Source organism: Desulfonema magnum, from assembly GCF_017377395.1.
In the GTDB taxonomy this organism is placed as follows: domain Bacteria; phylum Desulfobacterota; class Desulfobacteria; order Desulfobacterales; family 4be13; genus Desulfonema_C; species Desulfonema_C magnum.
Window position 1 is genome coordinate 7,216,132 of record NZ_CP061800.1, and the last position, 16,882, is coordinate 7,233,013.

General features: G+C 48.9%; 17 protein-coding genes. 13 read left to right on the top strand and 4 right to left on the bottom strand.

Translation table 11 applies throughout. The annotated features are described in order from the left end of the window. Positions 1 to 69: 69 nt before the first annotated feature. The 7 genes from dnm_RS27670 (at position 70) to dnm_RS27700 (ending at position 5,380) form a co-directional block, all read left to right on the top strand. Positions 70 to 3,261 carry an AAA-like domain-containing protein gene (locus dnm_RS27670; RefSeq protein WP_207680110.1) on the top strand — a complete coding sequence of 1,064 codons (3,192 nt, stop codon included), beginning with the start codon at positions 70 to 72 and terminating at the stop codon, positions 3,259 to 3,261. A gap of 25 nt (positions 3,262 to 3,286) precedes the next feature. Continuing rightward, positions 3,287 to 3,565 (top strand): BrnT family toxin, encoded by a 279-nt coding sequence (locus dnm_RS27675; RefSeq protein WP_207680111.1) that lies wholly within the window; start codon positions 3,287 to 3,289, stop codon positions 3,563 to 3,565. Continuing rightward, positions 3,549 to 3,818, top strand: a complete 270-nt coding sequence (locus tag dnm_RS27680) for a hypothetical protein (protein ID WP_207680112.1) — start codon at positions 3,549 to 3,551, stop codon at positions 3,816 to 3,818. The genes dnm_RS27675 and dnm_RS27680 overlap by 17 nt, the downstream gene beginning before the upstream one ends. Before the next feature lie 256 nt (positions 3,819 to 4,074). Further along, positions 4,075 to 4,305, top strand: coding sequence for a type II toxin-antitoxin system HicB family antitoxin (locus dnm_RS27685; protein WP_207680113.1), 231 nt, complete (start codon positions 4,075 to 4,077; stop codon positions 4,303 to 4,305). Continuing rightward, on the top strand, positions 4,298 to 4,510 hold the full coding sequence (locus dnm_RS27690) for a type II toxin-antitoxin system HicA family toxin (protein ID WP_246556121.1): 213 nt from the start codon (positions 4,298 to 4,300) through the stop codon (positions 4,508 to 4,510). Before dnm_RS27685 ends, dnm_RS27690 begins: the two co-directional genes overlap by 8 nt. Before the next feature lie 424 nt (positions 4,511 to 4,934). After that, a complete protein-coding gene (locus dnm_RS27695) occupies positions 4,935 to 5,138 on the top strand; it encodes a type II toxin-antitoxin system HicB family antitoxin (RefSeq protein WP_207680115.1) in 204 nt (67 codons plus the stop codon). Next, positions 5,138 to 5,380 carry a type II toxin-antitoxin system HicA family toxin gene (locus tag dnm_RS27700; protein WP_207680116.1) on the top strand — a complete coding sequence of 81 codons (243 nt, stop codon included), beginning with the start codon at positions 5,138 to 5,140 and terminating at the stop codon, positions 5,378 to 5,380. The genes dnm_RS27695 and dnm_RS27700 overlap by 1 nt, the downstream gene beginning before the upstream one ends. Before the next feature lie 46 nt (positions 5,381 to 5,426). On the opposite strand, the gene dnm_RS27705 is transcribed toward dnm_RS27700, so the two are convergent. Beyond that, positions 5,427 to 5,783 (bottom strand): hypothetical protein, encoded by a 357-nt coding sequence (locus tag dnm_RS27705; protein ID WP_207680117.1) that lies wholly within the window; start codon positions 5,781 to 5,783, stop codon positions 5,427 to 5,429. Between the two features lie 164 nt (positions 5,784 to 5,947). Between dnm_RS27705 and dnm_RS27710 the strand changes: the two genes are divergently transcribed. The 4 genes from dnm_RS27710 to dnm_RS27725 all read left to right on the top strand — a co-directional run bounded on the left by dnm_RS27710 (position 5,948) and on the right by dnm_RS27725 (position 7,664). Continuing rightward, positions 5,948 to 6,412 carry a tetratricopeptide repeat protein gene (locus dnm_RS27710; RefSeq protein ID WP_276571916.1) on the top strand — a complete coding sequence of 155 codons (465 nt, stop codon included), beginning with the start codon at positions 5,948 to 5,950 and terminating at the stop codon, positions 6,410 to 6,412. A 122-nt stretch (positions 6,413 to 6,534) separates the two neighbouring features. After that, complete coding sequence (locus tag dnm_RS27715) at positions 6,535 to 6,960, top strand: hypothetical protein (RefSeq protein WP_207680119.1); 426 nt, start codon at positions 6,535 to 6,537, stop codon at positions 6,958 to 6,960. After that, positions 6,957 to 7,379 (top strand): HNH endonuclease, encoded by a 423-nt coding sequence (locus dnm_RS27720; protein ID WP_207680120.1) that lies wholly within the window; start codon positions 6,957 to 6,959, stop codon positions 7,377 to 7,379. Before dnm_RS27715 ends, dnm_RS27720 begins: the two co-directional genes overlap by 4 nt. A gap of 81 nt (positions 7,380 to 7,460) precedes the next feature. Then, positions 7,461 to 7,664: a hypothetical protein gene (locus dnm_RS27725; protein WP_207680121.1), complete on the top strand. Its 204-nt coding sequence runs from the start codon at positions 7,461 to 7,463 to the stop codon at positions 7,662 to 7,664. On the opposite strand, the gene dnm_RS27730 is transcribed toward dnm_RS27725, so the two are convergent. Then, positions 7,648 to 7,857 (bottom strand): hypothetical protein, encoded by a 210-nt coding sequence (locus tag dnm_RS27730; protein ID WP_207680122.1) that lies wholly within the window; start codon positions 7,855 to 7,857, stop codon positions 7,648 to 7,650. The genes dnm_RS27725 and dnm_RS27730 overlap by 17 nt on opposite strands. Before the next feature lie 167 nt (positions 7,858 to 8,024). Here dnm_RS27730 and dnm_RS27735 point away from each other — a divergent pair, with 167 nt between their 5' ends. Beyond that, the gene (locus dnm_RS27735; protein WP_207680123.1) at positions 8,025 to 8,378 is read left to right on the top strand and encodes a type 1 periplasmic-binding domain-containing protein; all 354 of its coding nucleotides are present in this window, start codon (positions 8,025 to 8,027) and stop codon (positions 8,376 to 8,378) included. Then, positions 8,332 to 8,868 (top strand): hypothetical protein, encoded by a 537-nt coding sequence (locus tag dnm_RS27740; protein ID WP_207680124.1) that lies wholly within the window; start codon positions 8,332 to 8,334, stop codon positions 8,866 to 8,868. The genes dnm_RS27735 and dnm_RS27740 overlap by 47 nt, the downstream gene beginning before the upstream one ends. A 153-nt stretch (positions 8,869 to 9,021) precedes the next feature. Here the strand turns inward: dnm_RS27740 and dnm_RS27745 are convergent, their stop codons facing one another. Beyond that, positions 9,022 to 9,192, bottom strand: a complete 171-nt coding sequence (locus tag dnm_RS27745) for a hypothetical protein (protein ID WP_207680125.1) — start codon at positions 9,190 to 9,192, stop codon at positions 9,022 to 9,024. Positions 9,193 to 9,611: 419 nt separating this feature from the next. Further along, positions 9,612 to 16,820, bottom strand: coding sequence for an Ig-like domain-containing protein (locus tag dnm_RS31425; RefSeq protein WP_207680126.1), 7,209 nt, complete (start codon positions 16,818 to 16,820; stop codon positions 9,612 to 9,614). Between the last annotated feature and the right edge of the window lie 62 nt (positions 16,821 to 16,882).

Here is a 16,882-nt window from a genome sequence, read left to right on the forward strand (position 1 = left end):
GTTGCCTTTAGGCCGCTTTTGCTTTCAGCTCCGACATTGATGTCGGGTCAAAGGAAAAACTGACTGACCATGAACATATCTGTTTTTATGTCGCCGGCGGCAATCTCAGAGAGGATGCCGCGTCAGGCAGATACGGACTTGTATGATGCCCTGAAAAATGGTGAATTTTGTTATGTGCTGACCAGCCGCCAGATGGGTAAAAGCTCGCTCATGGTGCGGGCTGCCCATCGTCTGCGGGAAGAGGGGGCGGCTGTGGTGATGCTCGAACTTTCGAGTATAGGTAACAATCTCAGTGTGGAGCAGTGGTATGACGGTCTGATGGTGAATTTCGGAAGGGAACTGAACCTGAACGACCAATTGGAAGCGTTTTGGGACAAACACCGGCATCTCGGTCCCCTGCAACGCCTGATGGAAGCGATTCACCGGGTTATATTGCCGCATTGCCAGGGGCCGGTTGTGATTTTTCTTGATGAGATTGATGTGGTGCAGAGTCTCCCTTTTTCCACGGACGAGTTCTTTGCCGGAATTCGGCAATGTTACAATGCTCGAACCCAGGACTCTGAGCTGAAACGTCTGACCTTTTGTTTGGTGGGCGTTGCAACGCCCACCGATCTGATTCAGGATGTATGCCTCACCCCGTTCAATATCGGCACACGGATTGATCTGAACGATTTTACGGCTGAGGAATCCGCACCGCTGGCGACAGGGCTGGGGCGGGATGAAAAAGAGGCAGATGCCCTGCTGAAACGGATTCTTTACTGGACAAACGGCCATCCTTATCTCACCCAGAAGCTCTGCAAGGTGATTGCCCGGGATGAATCTGTGAGCAAACCTGCCAGTGTTGACCGGATTTGTGAGGATATCTTCTTTTCCACCCGCTCCCGTGAGAGTGATACCAATTTGCAGTTTGTCCGGGATCGCCTGTTGCGGGGGGAGGGCGATCCTGCGGCAATTCTGGATTTGTACCGATATGTCCGGGCGCAGAAGAAAGTCCGTGATGATGATACCAATCCGATAATCAGTATTTTGCGTTTATCAGGACTGACCAAGGTGTTTGAAAATTTTCTGTGGGTGCGGAATCGTATCTATTTCCGGGCATTTGACAAAGACTGGATTAAGGCAAATATGCCGGATGCTGAAAAACACAGGCAAAAAGCTGCTTATCGGCGGGGTATGATTCGTACCGCTGCGATTGCTGTGATGGTTATTGCGCTGCTTTTCGGCGGCATGGGCTGGTATCTGGATGGTTATGTGTGGGAGCATGTTGAATATTACAATACTTATGCGAAACGCTATGGAATCATGGAAGGTGTGGGAAAACTCACGGATGAGCAGGTTCGTCACCGGGCGGTGTCGTTTAAGTTTATCCGTAAAGGGCGTTACAATCCGGTTTGGAAAGTTCAGGCTGTGGACAGCAAATGTGAATTAACCCCTCGTCATGGAGTAGGAACTTATCTCCATACACCTACACCATTAGAAATGTCTTTTAAACCATTTCGAGAATGTCAGTGGGAATTTGTCCTCGATTCAGAGGGTAAAATTGTTTATGAAAAAGCATACAATAAATATGCTAAACTGGTCTGGGGTTTGGTTTACTCTCCGCCAGTTGAGGGACAGCCTACCCGTGCCCATTTTGTCGGTCAGGATGGCTTTCCGCAACCCCAGATAAAATCGGCTGCCGAGTTCGTTAAATTTGAGTATTCTGACCAAGGTGATGAGATTGCCAGATACTATGTTGACCGTAAGAATAATCCTCAACCGGGACCTGGCAGAGCTTTTGGCAGATTACAGAAATTTGATGATCAGGGATTAGCGATTGAAGAGACCACCCTTAACAAAGATAATATGCCAATGAATGATGAGGCTGGATATGCAACGGTAAAATACACTTACGATAAACTTGGCAATGCCTTGGAAGCAAACGTGTTTGACAATGCCGGGAAGCCAATTCTTTCAAAAGACAGCTTTCACCAACTCACTGCCAAATACGATGACCGGGGGAATCAGCTTGAAGTGACTTATTTTGACACCGAAGGCAAGCCGATGCTTCACAAAGAAGGCTTTCACAAACGCGCTGTCAAATACGATGACCGGGGAAACCAGACTGAAGATGCTTATTTTGACACCGATGACAAGCCGAGGCTTAACAATAACAGCTTTCACAAATCCACCATGAAATACGATGACCGGGGAAATCCGCTTGAAGTGACTTATTTTGACACCGAAGGCAGGCCGATGCTTCACAAAGAAGGCTTTCACCAAGTCACTGCCAAATACGATGACCGGGGAAATATGATTGAAGTGGCCCATTTTGACACCGAAGGCAAGCCGACGCTTCACAAAAACGGCTTTCACAAAAGCACTGCCAAATACGATGACCGGGGAAATAGAACTGAGACCACAAAATATGACAAATTTGGCAATCAGTTTGAAAAACGATGTTTCAGCGAGACAGGGAATATAATATTGTCTGAAACAGCGTTTTTTGACGAACAAGGCAAGCCGATGCTTCACAAAGAAGGCTTTCACAAAAAGACTGACAAATACGATGACCGGGGAAATGTAACTGAGATCACAGAATATGACGAATTTGGCAATCAGGTTATGAAACACTCTTTCAGCGAGACAGGGAATACAATATCATCCGAAAAGGCGTTTTTTGACGAACAAGGTAAGCCGATGCTTCACGAAAAAGGCTTCTTTCACAAAGTCACTGCCAAATACGATGACCGGAATCAGATCGTCGAATTGGCTTGTTTTGATGCCCAAAGCAAGCCGATGCTTAACAAAGGTGGCTATCACAAATACACTGTCAAATACGATGACCGGGGAAATCAGATTGAATGGGCTTGTTTTGACACCGAAGGCGAACCGACTCTGAATAAAGACGGCTTTCACAAAGCCATCAAAAAATACGATGACCGGGGCAAACAAATTAGAAACACATGGTTCGATACCGATGGACAGCAAATCAAGACAGAAATAGTTGTGGTATCTGTCACACCCGACAGTCAAAGTGAAAGATTAGGCATCAAAGCAGGCGATATTTTTACCCACTATGACGGCAAACCTGTGTCAGATTTCTCTCAGTTTATTGCAACCCGTGATGCAGAACCGCAAGACGGCCCGCCCAGAGAATTGAAAGTATTGCGTAACGGAAAAGAACTGACCTTTATGCTCTCCCCCGGCAAAATCGGCGTTCAGCTTCGGAATCAGGGCATTCCGGCATCCACGCCCTCTGCGGGGAGGCCCGCACCGTAACCATTGAAAACGGATGGTCTGTGTTATGAGATTCGAATTTGACAAGAAAAAAAGCGAAAAACTGAGAAGGAATCCGAAAAGGAAGACAGGATTCGAAGAGGCTGCCGAAATTTGGGAGCATCCTTATTATGAGGATCAGCGTTCTGATGATCCCGAACAGTTCCGTGTGATAGGATGGATTCGGGGCAGATTATACTCGGTAATTTATGAACTCAGAGAAGATGAGGAGGGAGAATATTATCACCTCGTGACACTTTGGAAGTCAACCGGACAGGAGAAAAAGCTTTATGAAAGAAACTTATAAGACAAATATCCCGTCGGCGGACGAAATCGCCGACATGGCTGACAGTGGAGAGGATATTTCCCGTTTTTTCACCAACAAAGGGAAGATGAAATATCCCGCACAGCGGATCAGCATGGATTTTCCGGCCGACATGCTGAAAGAGCTGGATGACATTGCGACAGAACTGAACCTCAGCCGGCAGGCTGTCATTGTGGCATACCTTCGCCATGCTCTGGATCAGCATTATATGGCTCAGAAATACCGTCGCTCTTAAAAGAAGGCTGAATATCATGCGGTCGGGGAAGGGCATCCCGGCATCCACGCCCTCTGCGGGGAAGCAGACACCGTAAGCATTAAAAAGTCTGAAAATTTCAGTTTCATACTCGTTACGAGGCCCTGCCTCATTCACCGGCAAAGCCCCGGAATCACAACTTTGCAGGACGGGGTTTGCAACCCCGTCCGAAATGTTTCCCCGGGGGGACTGGTCTCCCGGCGATTAACAAACTGAACATATAGAAAGGGATATAATAATGAAAAGAGAATTTTTTGTTTTTATTGAAAAAGATGAGGACGGATTTTTTGTCGGAGAAGTGCCGCAGCTTCGCGGGTGTTATTCCCAGGGGCGGACATTGGACGAACTGATGAAAAACATCACCGAGGTCATTGAAATGTGCATTGAGGAGGAACAGGACACGAACATTAACTCCGCTTTTGTGGGGATTCAGAAGGTGCTGATAGATGACAAAACTGCCCATGTTTAAATCACACGAAATCATTTCAGCCTTGCAAAAGGCCGGGTTTGTTCCGATCCGGCAAAAAGGAAGTCACGTCCGGCTCAGACATGATGACGGGCGGTTGGTGACAGTTCCGTCTCATTCCGGGAAGGATATCGGGCGGGGGCTGCTCAGAAAAATATTGCGTGACGCTGAAATGAATTCGGATGATCTGTTGAAATTGCTTGACTGAGCAATCAGGGAGACATCAGCAAAGCCCCGGAATCAATTCCAGGGCTGAAAGCGAAAGCAGACTGGAGCCAGCTACAATGCGCTTTAATCGTTACACTGCACACCCAACAAATTGAAAGTGAGACGCAACGGAAAATATCTGACCTTCATGCTCCCGCCCGGCAAAATCGGCGTTCAGCTTCGGAATCAGGGCATCCCGGAATCCACGCCCGCTGCGGGGAAGCCCGCACCGTAACTTTTTGACAGAAATGATAATAATGACCTAACTTTTTCCAAAAAGGCGGATAAAATGCGAATAACTGACAGCGTTCCGGGAAAGCCGGTTTAGGAGACAATCACGCAGGACAGAAGATGATTCTCTGTCCGAAAAATCTGCAAATCGCACAGATCGGAAACTTTGCAGCACAAAATAAAGGAGAAACCCCATGGAATTGAAAATCGTGATCGAACCTGACGAAGACGTGTTCGTGGCATACTGTCCCCAGTTGCCGGGATGCGTGAGCTACGGCAAAGACGAGGCCGAAACAATTCGGAATATCAGAGAAGCGATTGATCTGTATTTACGCCCGATTCCCCGTTTTTTTGAAAAACTGCCCGAAAATGCGAAAATTTTGGAGATTGCCGTCTGATGGGAGAAAAAACGCCGAGAGTCACCGCGGATGTGATTATCCGTGTATTGAAGAAAGCAGGTTTTGTAAAAGCTGACCAGTCAGGCAGTCATCAGAAATGGTACAATCCTGAAACAGGGAAACAGACAATTGTCGCCTATCATCGCGGAGAAATTATCCGCCCGAAGACCTTCAGGCGAATTTTGGAAGGCGCTGGTCTGTCTGTCGAAGATTTTGACCGATTATGTGGAAAAAAGAAATAATTTCAGATTCCTTTTTTCCGAAGATATCAGCGGAAACATTAGAAAATTAGCCGCCATGGGACTGGTTTGCCTCAACACCGAACCGCAAGACTGCCCGCCCGGAGTATTGAAAACATTGCATAACGGAAAAGAGCTGACCTTTATGCTCTCCCCCGGCAAAATCGGCGTTCAGCTTGGGAATCAGGGCATCCCGGCATCCACGCCCTCTGCGGGGAAGCCAGCACCGTAAGTACTGAGTGGAAATAATAATAATGACTTCAAAATGTTCCAAAGAAAGGAGGATGACATGCAAATAACAATCAACTTCCCCGACGATATCGGCAGACAGATTCGGCAGTTGCCGGATAAAAGAAAAAAAATCCGAAGTGTCTGGATATCCGGCAACTGACGAACAATTTTTCATTTTGAACTCCGGAAACCGCCGCCCATCTCGGCGAAGTCCTCCGGGTTGCCGGAATCAAAGACGGGGCAAAAGCCGTATTTGAAAAAGCCTTGCAGGATTTCCCTGAAAATGAGAAACTGAAAGAAGCCGCCGGGCGATTCATACCATAAGACAAAGGAATTTAAATTGCTCCTGAAGATGCCCGGCTTTATTTCCGGTTGGGAGTAATTTACGATAGATGGAACAGAAAAGCGGATTGCATAGAAGCCATAAAAACAGCAGTACGTCTCGATCCGCAGAATGCCAATGCTTTGAATTATCTTGGTTATACCTATGCAGATATGGATCAAAATCTTGATGAAGCGGAGCATCTTATTCAAGAAGCCTTAAAACTCAGGCCTGGTGACGGCCATATCATGGACAGTTTGGGATGGGTCTGTTTCAAGAAAGGACTTTATGATAAGTCCTTAGACATTCTGGAGAAAGCTGTCAGCATAGTTCCTAATGATCCGAGCATCTTGGAACATCTTGGGGATCTTCATCAGAAACTCAGCAATGATGAGAAAGCGTTGGAGTTTTATCAGCAGGCTGTGAAAAATGGTGCAAATAACGCTGTCACTAGAAAAATTGAGCAACTGAAAAAACACTGACCTTGTCACCCGCGGCAAAATTGGCATCCGACTCCGGAATCAGGGCATCCCAGGTTCCACGCCCCCTGCGGGAGACATCACCGTAACCACTGAACACAAAGAAAAGCAGAGGTGAGAAAAAAATGACTTCACATACAATCACACTGGAGTTGCCTGAAAGTATTTATATCCGTCTGCAACAGGCGGCCCGGGCAACAAAACAGTCGTTGAACGATATGATTCTCAGAGCCATACAGACGGGGAGTCCGCCTAGCTGGGATGATGTTCCGGCCGAGTTCCAGGCTGACCTGGCCGCATTGGATCGTCTGGATGACCGCTCCCTGTGGCGCATTGCCGGGAGCCGTCAGACCGGAGCGGATTTTGTATGTTATCAGGCTCTGCTTGACAGGAACAGAAACGGGACGATATCAGATGCGGAACGCAGGGAACTGACTGAACTGAGAATTGAGTCTGACCGTCTGATGATACGCAAGGCACATGCGGCCGCCCTGCTTCGATGGCGCGGCCATCAGATTCCGCCCGCAGACAAATTTCAGGTGACGGGGTGAGTACCTATCTTCCGTCAGAATTAAGAGAGCGTCTGGTCGAAGCTGACAATCGGCATTGTGCATACTGCCATACGAAAGAGATAAACACAGGACAGCCCATGACAGTTGACCATGTAATTCCGGAGTCCCGGGGCGGTCTGTCCGAGTTTGGCAATCTCTGTTTCTGCTGTCGGCGATGCAATGAGTTCAAAGGCAGCAAAACAGAAGCCGAAGACCCCGTGACCGGCGAAGTCGTGCTGCTATATCATCCGCGTCGGCAAAACTGGCATGAACACTTTGCATGGGATGAAACCGGTTCCCTGATTGTCGGTCTGACCGCTGTGGAACGAGCAACGGTTCCCGCGCCGAACATGAATGATCTGATCATTGTCGCGGCCCGCCGTCGTTGGGTGAGTGTGGGATGGCATCCGCCTGAGTAGCTACAGTCGTTTCGGATCGGCCATCCGTAGGACAGGTGAAATCTGTCATGCAAGCTATGAGAGGAACTTGTCGAAAGCTTTTTGGAGGAGCTTGCGGAAAAATTTCCGGATGTCCGGTTCGCTGACATAACAGAAAGCCCTGAAAATCCGGATGATCTGTGGATCAATGTCACCGAACCCGAAAATGAGGACAGGGAAATCGAACTGACAGAATTTTTCGGTGACAGGACAACCGATATCCTGATGGATTACAGATATCATATCTTTGTCATGCCGATAAGGTGAAAAAGCTGAAATGACCCGGAATCAGTTCCGGGTCTGAAAGCGCAGGCATCTGACTGAGCGTTCGACTGAGCTCACGCCGAAGTCTCACGTCGAATTCAGGCTGAAGCCAGCTACATGACAGTGCGCTTTGGCGTACTTCCGCTGTCAGCCGGAGGATATTGCTCCCAAAGTCGTTACGGAAACTGTCGTTCACCTCGACAACATCCTTATTTCACTACATTAAAGACCAAGTTTGCAGAAACCAAATAAAAAGAATAGGAGTATGAAAAATGCAAATAACAATCAACTTGCCCGACGATATCGGCAGACAGATTCAGCAGTTGCCGGATGCGGGCGGCCATATACAAAAGGAGATTTACAATGACAATAACAGAGATCATTTCCGAAGTTGTCACTGAGCATTTTGACATTGAATCGGGTCTGAAAAAAATCGCCGTGTTTTCAGAGGAGAACGGGCAGGAAATCCGTCTTATCGAAGTGAATGAGGACGCTCTGGCCACAGGACAGGTCGAACCTTTTGTGTTCGCACCCGGGAAAGAACTGGCGGTTCCCATATATATTGCCGATGTGACACCTGACGAATGGGAAGCCATCTGTGAGGGGAAAATACATCTGCCGGAGGGCTGGCCCCGTGAACCGTTCCGAATCATCGGGAGGGGCGGAAAGCATGAGCGGCTCACTTGCACAGGCGTATGTCAGACAGGCAAAGGCTGATTTTATATGTTACAAGCTGCTGAAGGCCGGCGGTCAGCCGGCTTCCCAGTGGCTTCATTTTTTACAGATGACATTGGAAAAAACAGGAAAAGCCTATCTTGCAGCTTATGGAAGTGATTTGGAACACCTTCGCAGAAGTCATCTGGCATTTGGTCGTTTTATCCGGCTTCTTCCCCGGAACAGAGCCATCCGGAAAGAGCGGAAGATATCTCCCCGCCAGTTGAAATACCACATTGACCGGATACTGCCTCTGGCAGATAAAGTGGAACGTCTGGCCCCGGCGCTCTCCGAGGGGCCGAATGCTGAGTATCCGTGGAAAAATCCGGCAGGTCAGTTAATGACACCCTGTATTTATGATTTCAGAGACATATTGGCAGACTTGGAAAGTGTCAGAGGCAGAAATCTTCTGAAAATTGTGGAAAGAGCGATTCTGAGTATAACGGATTTAGGGGAGGGCCGACCAAGCCCTGTAAGGGCGGCATATTTGTAGTAGTAGCAGATTTGCATGTCCCGACCAAGCCCCGGAGGGGCGGCATATTTGTAGTGGTAAATCATGTTGCGAATATGCCGCCCCCACGGGGCTTTACCGGCCTGGCATGATGAATGCTACAAATATGTCACCCCTACGGGGCTTTACGAGGCTTTACCAGCGTCCCCCAAATCCGTTATAATCAGAAAAGACCTTTTCCGCCCCGAGAATCCGGGCGCATCCGCCGGCATATTCCAGGCTCCCGCGACCGAAAAATATCTCCGGGAGCGAAAATTTTCGGACATTCATTGGCATAATGGTTTCCCTTCTGATGATGATTTTCACAACAATCTTCGGAAGTTTTGTTCAAACTTTCCGGAGGCATGTCATATTTTTTGGGGATGTCAGGCAATATTCGGCAGATCGAGAATCCAAAAAGTTCATATTTCGCGAGATGTGCGACTTAAATGCCACGAACACACAAAGGCACGAAGTCCCGCGAAGGTTCTTTGTCAGCAGATGGAAAATTCAGAAACATTCTCGTCCTTGTTCCCACGCTTCTCGTCATGTGCGGCGGGCGATTCGAGACGCAAAGCGTGGGAACGATACCGCCGAAAACGCTTCCCAATTGCTCTCGGGGGATTGGGAAATCTGCTGAAAACGCGAGCGTTATGAAATATTTCCCATTTCCTGATAAAATGTCTGGGATTTATCAATCCCAGTCAAGCGTTTTGGGGGATTTGGAACTGATTCGGACAAGTTTCTTATTTCTCCGGGATAAAACCATCCTCTCCTCTGTCATCTGCATGATAACCAGAAACATTGTAAAACTGAATCATCCGCAAAAGTTCATTCATATCAATGCGCCAATCCTGGGGGCTGTAGTCTGAATCATGGGGCGCACAATTATAAAGTTCCGCATCCGGCACTTGGGAGTCGGAACACAAAGCATACCCGTCTGCTATTCCGGGGACACCGCAGCAATAGGAACCGTTTGTGTATAATTGGATGACGCGGAGCAACTCTGAAAATCCGATCTTATAATCTGCCGGGTCATAGTCCGCACTGTGATATCTTTCAGAATCGGTCCCTGAGTCAGGCTCCGGATCCGCTGCCTCTTCCACAGTGACGGTGATGAAAGCTTTGCCGGTTTTGGAGCCGTCGCTGACACGGTACATAAATCGGTCTGTGCCGATGAAATCCGAATTGGGTGTGTAAGTGACTGTGACACCGTCCGTGACAGCAACGCCGTTTTCCGGTTCAGCCACATCTGCCACTGTCAGGGGATTTCCCTCGGGGTCTTTGTCATTTGCCAACACCTCGATAATCACAGACGTATTCCCGATAGTTAAAGCTTCATCATCCTGTGTCACTGGCAACATATCAGGATTTACTGTTACCTCTACAAAGGCGTCAGACAGGCTTTTCCCGTCACTGACAGTATAAAAGAACCAGTCCCTCCCGATAAAGTCCTCAGATGGTGTGTAAATGACCTTTTTCTTTCCTTTCATTTTTATATCACCGTAAGCAAATTCGGAAAAAATTTCTTCAATGATCAGATCATCACCGTTGGCATCCCTGTCATTGGCAAGCAACTTGATGATAACAGAGGTATTTTCGGTGGTAACAGCAACGTCATTCAGAGCCACCGGAGGATACGCTTTGCCATCATATTCATAAGCCCCGATATCATACATTGAAACACGGGGTTCCCCGCGCTGATCAGTCGTCAGAATTTTATCTTCGGGGACCTCACTGTCTGCCGCATCAGAAGCAGGACCATTGGCCTGAATTGCATGGGTCAGGGTCGGGCCGCCGTTATCCATCAGCGGAACCAGAAGGGGATCCGTGTCAGACAGATCACTATCCTGCCACCCGCTGGTGCCCGCACTGTCACCGATGAGATTCACGCCATGACTTATGACACTTCCCCTCACATCAGGCCCTTCCAGAATGGCTGTGTTACAGGCAATCAGTGTGTTCTCAACGGTCAGAGATTCAGTTGAATCTTCTTCTCTCGCCCCTTGGCCCTTGGCCCTCGCCGCTTCCACATTGAAAATTCCCCCGCCCTTTCTGGCCTCATTCTCAGCTATGGTGCTGAAGATGATCCGGGCCTTCCCTTCGTTACAAAGCCCTCCGCCCAGGTTTGCGGAATTGCCGCTGACGGTGCTGTTCATCAGGGTCAGAACACCCGCGTTGTAAATTGCTCCTCCCTTGACGGCCGAGTTGCCGGTCAGCGTGGTGCCGATTACCGTGAGTGTTCCTTTATTCAGGATAGCGCCGCCTTCCAGACCCGAGGGGAGAGGATATCCTCCGATTTGTTCATCTATCCAGACTCCGAACCGGGAAACACGGGTATAAATTCCATAATATCCGGCAAGCGCGCACCTTTCCCTCTGGCTGACAATACCGGCCTGTATTGGAGAATTGAGAATTGAGAACTGAGAACTGAGAACTGCAGATTCAGGTGACACCATGAGGGGGCTGCCCATGTCGCCTGTGCATGAATCTTCTGCCACGCCTTCATAGCCTGCCACAAGCATGTTTTCTGTAATCGGATTGTATTCCGGCAAGTTTTCATAATGCCGGGAACCTTCCTCATTGGAAAGAATCGGCACGGAAACCTGAAAGAGTGCTTCAGGATAATTTTCTGAACTGCCGTTGGCATTTCCCCAGCCAATGACTGCTCCGATTGTTCCCGGTTCAGCCATTTTCGAGGGGTCCCCCTGAGCAATCACTTCTGCATAAGTTTGGGATGAGGGTTCAGACAGATGCAGCAGTCCGATATCCGAATCCATTGTGTCAGCATCGTAGTTCGGATGAATGATCACCTCATCCACTTTCATCCGCTCGCCCTCGTGTTCACGGAGATTCTGCGCGCCTAACACCACATCAATACCTCTGGCCTCCAGCCCCTCGCCCCTCGCCCCCGCACACTGAGCACTTGTCAGCACCCATTCCGGGTGAATCAGCGTGCCGCCGCAGAATTGGCCGTCAGAAGCGTCAAGCTCCCGATATACCAGGGCCGCCATCCAGGGCCAGGCTTCCGGTTCCGGTTCGATGTATCTGTCAGATCTCGGGGAGATGTTTTTCCTATTTTCGGCATCTCTGTCAGAAATATACTCATGGCCTGATCCTCCGTTTACAGAATAAAGAGATCCAAATTCCCAGCTCCCTGTTTCAATAATAAAAGGATATTCCCACCAGTCTGAACTATCATAAACATAAAAAAAATTATCTGAAGTCAGGGTTCCGCTGTTGCAAATGGTGAGATTTTCAATTTTCACCTCAGCCCCTTCATGCACATAAAACACCCGTTCTGACCCGCTGGTCTCAAGAATTGTTCCGGCCTCAGGGTCTCCGATGATGTTCAGATGACAGGCAATATCCAGATGGCCTTCCTCACCCAGTTCCAGAACACCCGGGGGAAGGGTGATGGTATCCCGAAAACCGCCTTCAGGAGAGCCGTCCACTGACAGATTCGTGTGAGCAGCCAGAACGGCTTCACGAAGCGACAGTTCTTCATCTTCATCTGTCACATCTTCCAACGTTGTCACAACAAAGGATTCGCCTTTCTTTTCCACGGTCACGAACACAGATGTCTGGGCAGTGCCGTCGTTGTCATCTGTTATTGTATAAATAAATTGGTCCTCGCCGATAAATTCCGGTTCCGGAGTATAAATGACAGTTTCATTATCATAAATTTCCGCAGTACCGTACAAAGGCGCTGCCACCCTTATCAGTCTCAGGGGGTCGTTGTCCGGGTCATTGTCATTCTCCAGAACATTGATGAAAACAGGTTCATCCCAACTGGTCACGGCAGTGTCTTCATTTGCAACCGGCTCCGGAGATTCAAACCTGATCTCAAGCCCCCAGGAAACCAGGATTCCCTCATCATAAGCCCTGTCATCATAAACTTTCAGCTTCCACCGGCCATTCACAGGTTCTCCTCGGAACACATCTAAAGAATCTGTTGGCCGGAAAGTTCCCGTAAAGGGCGCGTCCGCGTTGTGTATGCTGATCTCGGCATTATCATCCAGTTTTGTGTTTCTGAAATTTGCCCTTGTGCCGGTCAGATTTTCAAACAAGGTGATTTTTGTGCCGGAAGGTGAAATCAGACAGGCGCTGATATCTTCAACATAAGGATGCCGAATGTTGAGCCTGACATTCACATCTGTGAGTATCACCTTTTTACTGATCTCAAGTTTTGACCCCACGCCTTTGGCGTTTTCGTCAGGAATGGGCAGGCTGACTTCGCCGCTGTTTATGATAATCACAGGCTGTTCCGTAATTTCCACCGAAGCTTTGGCAAGGGCCTGAGGCCCTCCGTTTACAGAATGTTCCACTGTATTAACCAGTGTCACGGGGGGAGAAATGTTGTCACCGGACAGAAGCAGGTCTTCATCCACTGTCACTTCATAACTGATTTCGATAGTCCTGCCCCGCTTATCCGTCTCCACCGTCCAGGTTATCTGATTCCCGCTGACAGCGTCCGGTTCGCGAGTCGCTGACCAGGGAACATAAGTCATTCCGGCAGGAATCGTATTGACAAGGGTATAAACAAGGGGCGTCCCCTGGATGGTATCTGGCTGAATTTTCAAAGTAAAGTATATCCTATCTCCGGGATGAACAGGAGATTGCAGTTCGCCATTCAGATCAGAAGACGACACCAAAATAACGTCTGAGCTAATCGTCACATCGTTTGCAAGGCGCGAGAAAGTAAACGGCATTGACACAATATTAGCGGAATTCTGATGATCCGTGCCGATTTCGATCCAGCCCTCCTGGGTGCTGCCAGGCTCCAGGTCCGGCGCATCCCATGAGATGCCAACATCAAAGGGCTCATTAAAAAACACCTGATCAGGCACGGAAATATCCGGTTTCCAGGTTCCGGTTTCCAGTTTTGAATCAACAACTGTGATAGCTAAGGTAAACTCATCTTCAGGATTGCCAGACCCTTTCCAGTTCTGGACCAGCACCCAGTAAGTTCCCGGTTCCAAGGGTTCACCTGAGTTGGGAAAGACACAATCCTCCTTCCACGAATTTCCCGAACTCTTGGAACGTTGTTCTGCTGCATTCGGAAGCCCGTCACCATTATCATCAATACCAACATATAAATCCAAATCAGACGCGGTGGAAGAAATGATTTCCACAATAAAGCGTCTGGCACTGTCAGGAACCTCAATTTTCTTGATAAAAACACCGTCATTCAGGTCGTCATAAACCTCGTCATGGGCCGAATCTTCAGGAAGAGAGGCTGTTATCTGTTCAGGCTCACCAAACCAGACATTGCCTGTCAGACTGTCTGTTGAAATGGCTTTCAAACCTTCCAAAGTATAAACGCCCTGATTCCGGCGGGTCTTAATTTCAAGGGACTCCACAGGAGAAATTCCCCCGAGCGGTCGAAACGCCACTGGAAAATGGGCGGGTGAAATTTGAAACTTGAAACTTGAAACTTGAAACTCGGATTCCTGGTCCGTATCTTCGAGTTTCGAGTTTCGAGTTTCGAGTTTCAAGTTTCGAGTTTCAAGTTCAGGAATAAATCTGATTTCGGAAAATACCCATTCGCCATAAGGACATCCGGAAGTTGTTTTGCATTCTGCTTTGATGTCAATTGTCTGTGTTCCTCCCGGCCGGAGGGTAAACTGTGTGGGGCTTACGGTGAGGTTTGCGGCGCCCGGACCTTCTGCTGACACGGTCCAATCTACCGAAACATCCATTGCGCTCTGCAAGGTGCGGGACCAGCTGCATTCCCCCAGACAGTCGGCATATGTCAGACCGGGCAGGTTCAGGGTGGACGCATCCTCCCCGTCATTTTCATCAATTGCTCTGAAGTTGTCCCCGGTTTCATCAAGGACAAAACCTGCACGGGCTGCTCTGCTGACATCAACGCACCCCGCGCCAAGATCAAAAGGGGTTGCCGGCTCATCGCCATCTTCTCCCCGTGCCTTATAATTTTCGCTGACAGCGGTGGTCTTGAGGGCTGACTGAATCTGTGCGGGGGTCCACTCCGGATGAAGGGATTTAAGCAAGGCTCCGAGCCCTGCCACATGAGGGCTGGACATGGAGGTTCCCTGCATGACTTGAAAAAGCTCGCCCTGGTGACCAAATCGGCCCAGGACACCGTTAATTTTAATCATATATTCTGGTGAGACACCGGCCAGAATATGGACGCCGGGTGCGGTGATATCGGGTTTGATGACATTAATCGGTTCATTGGAAAGCTCGTTGATATTGGGTCCCCGTGCACTGAAACCCGCGACAGTATTTGCCGGAATTCGGGGATCAGGAACATAAACAGATTCCCCTCTGGTAAAGCTGATGGTTATCGGATTCGGGGTGCGGGCCCGGGAACCAGGGTCTGGGGGATTTTCGTTGTCCGCGGCCTCTGATGAAGCACTGTGAATCAGAAGTTCCCTGATTTCCGAGCCTGCTTCTTTTGAAATGAGTACAGCAGGAACCGGCCAGGAATAGGAATTAAAGTCATAATTGTTTTCATCGTTATAAATGATAATGGCCCCTGCCCCGCCATCCTGAACAAAATTTCCTTTGGTTGCGGTGTCAATATTTCCCTTCGGACAGAGAACCGCGTCTGTGGATCGGAACGTGCCTGTGGGAAAAGGATGAAGACAGGCTCCGGAGGTGTCTTCTTCGACATCGGCAATGCCTTCGGCATGTACCAGGTTGAAATTGCTGATTCCCCGGGTCGTGGTTGCTCCGTAATAATTCCGAATTTCAATGCCCTGGTCTGACCCGGACTCAGGTTCAGATATTTGAATTTCAATATCACTGAGGTAAAGACGGTTAAAATAACTGGCCCCCACAGAAGTAACCCAGGGCGCATTGGCAGGAGAATCAACAGAATATGCTTTCGGACCGGTGTTCCCGGCTGAAACAGCGACAAAAACCCCTGCTTCGCAGGCGGCAAGCAGGGACAGGGCATCCGGATCCCGCCACGGATCAAAGGCCAGGCTGCTTCCGGCTGAATAATTAATGACATCCACCCCGTCAGCCACAGCTTTGTCTATGGCTGCCACAGAATCTGCCTCAGTGGCACCGCCCGGGGCAAAGACTTTATAGGAAGCAATGTGGGCCCGGGGGGCCATTCCTGAGATCAGGCCCCGGTCAGTACCATATATATCTGCTGAAACATTTTCATTGCCTGCTGCCACAGAGGCGGTGTGAGTTCCGTGTCCCACATCATCCCTGCCTGAAAGAAACAATCCGTCATATTCATCTTCATTCCGAGCCAGATACCCGTCCAAAAAATATTGTATGCCGATCAGCTTGTTATTGCATTTATACCCCTTTGTTCCGTCTGCCGGAGGGGTACACTTTCCCCCCCATTTGGACGGCGGCCGCGGAAAGGTGCCGTCATCTGCAAAACTAGGATGTTCCGGCCATATGCCGGTGTCTATGATTCCCACAATAATGCCCTCGCCTTTGGTTTCAGGAAGGCCGTTGGTTCCGTTGCCATCCCATATTTCCGTGGCATTGACAAACGCGGGAGAAACATCAGTCATCAGGTGAACCGGTCTGTCCTGCTGAACAGAAATCACGCCCGGAAGTTTGGCGATCCGGGCTGCTTCCTCAGGGGTCAGCCGGACAGCCATACCATTATAGGTAACATCATATGTGTAAATCGGTTCGAACGAACGGCCAATGGTCTGTTCCATGGAAGCCATTATTTCATTTTGTTTGTCAGAAAGATATTTGCGATAGGTTTTGCTGGCAGAACTCCGTATATCCAACCGTTTTTTACCTGTCTTGCGGGGAGTTGTGGCAGATAATCCGCTAATGCTTCCCTGGTAAGCAGCCACGGGAGGGTCTGTTAATCGGATAATATACAGTTCAAATTCAGTTTCTTCCTGATTCATGTCAGGTGCGGGATTTGTTTTTGCGTCTGTTGTCCGGTGTGCAAATATCACAAAAAACAGTAGCAGAAACAAACAAATGAAACTTGCTCTTGTCATTTTTTTTCCTATGCCTGAAAAACATAGGTTCATTATTCCGAATAACATACAGATGTTTCCTT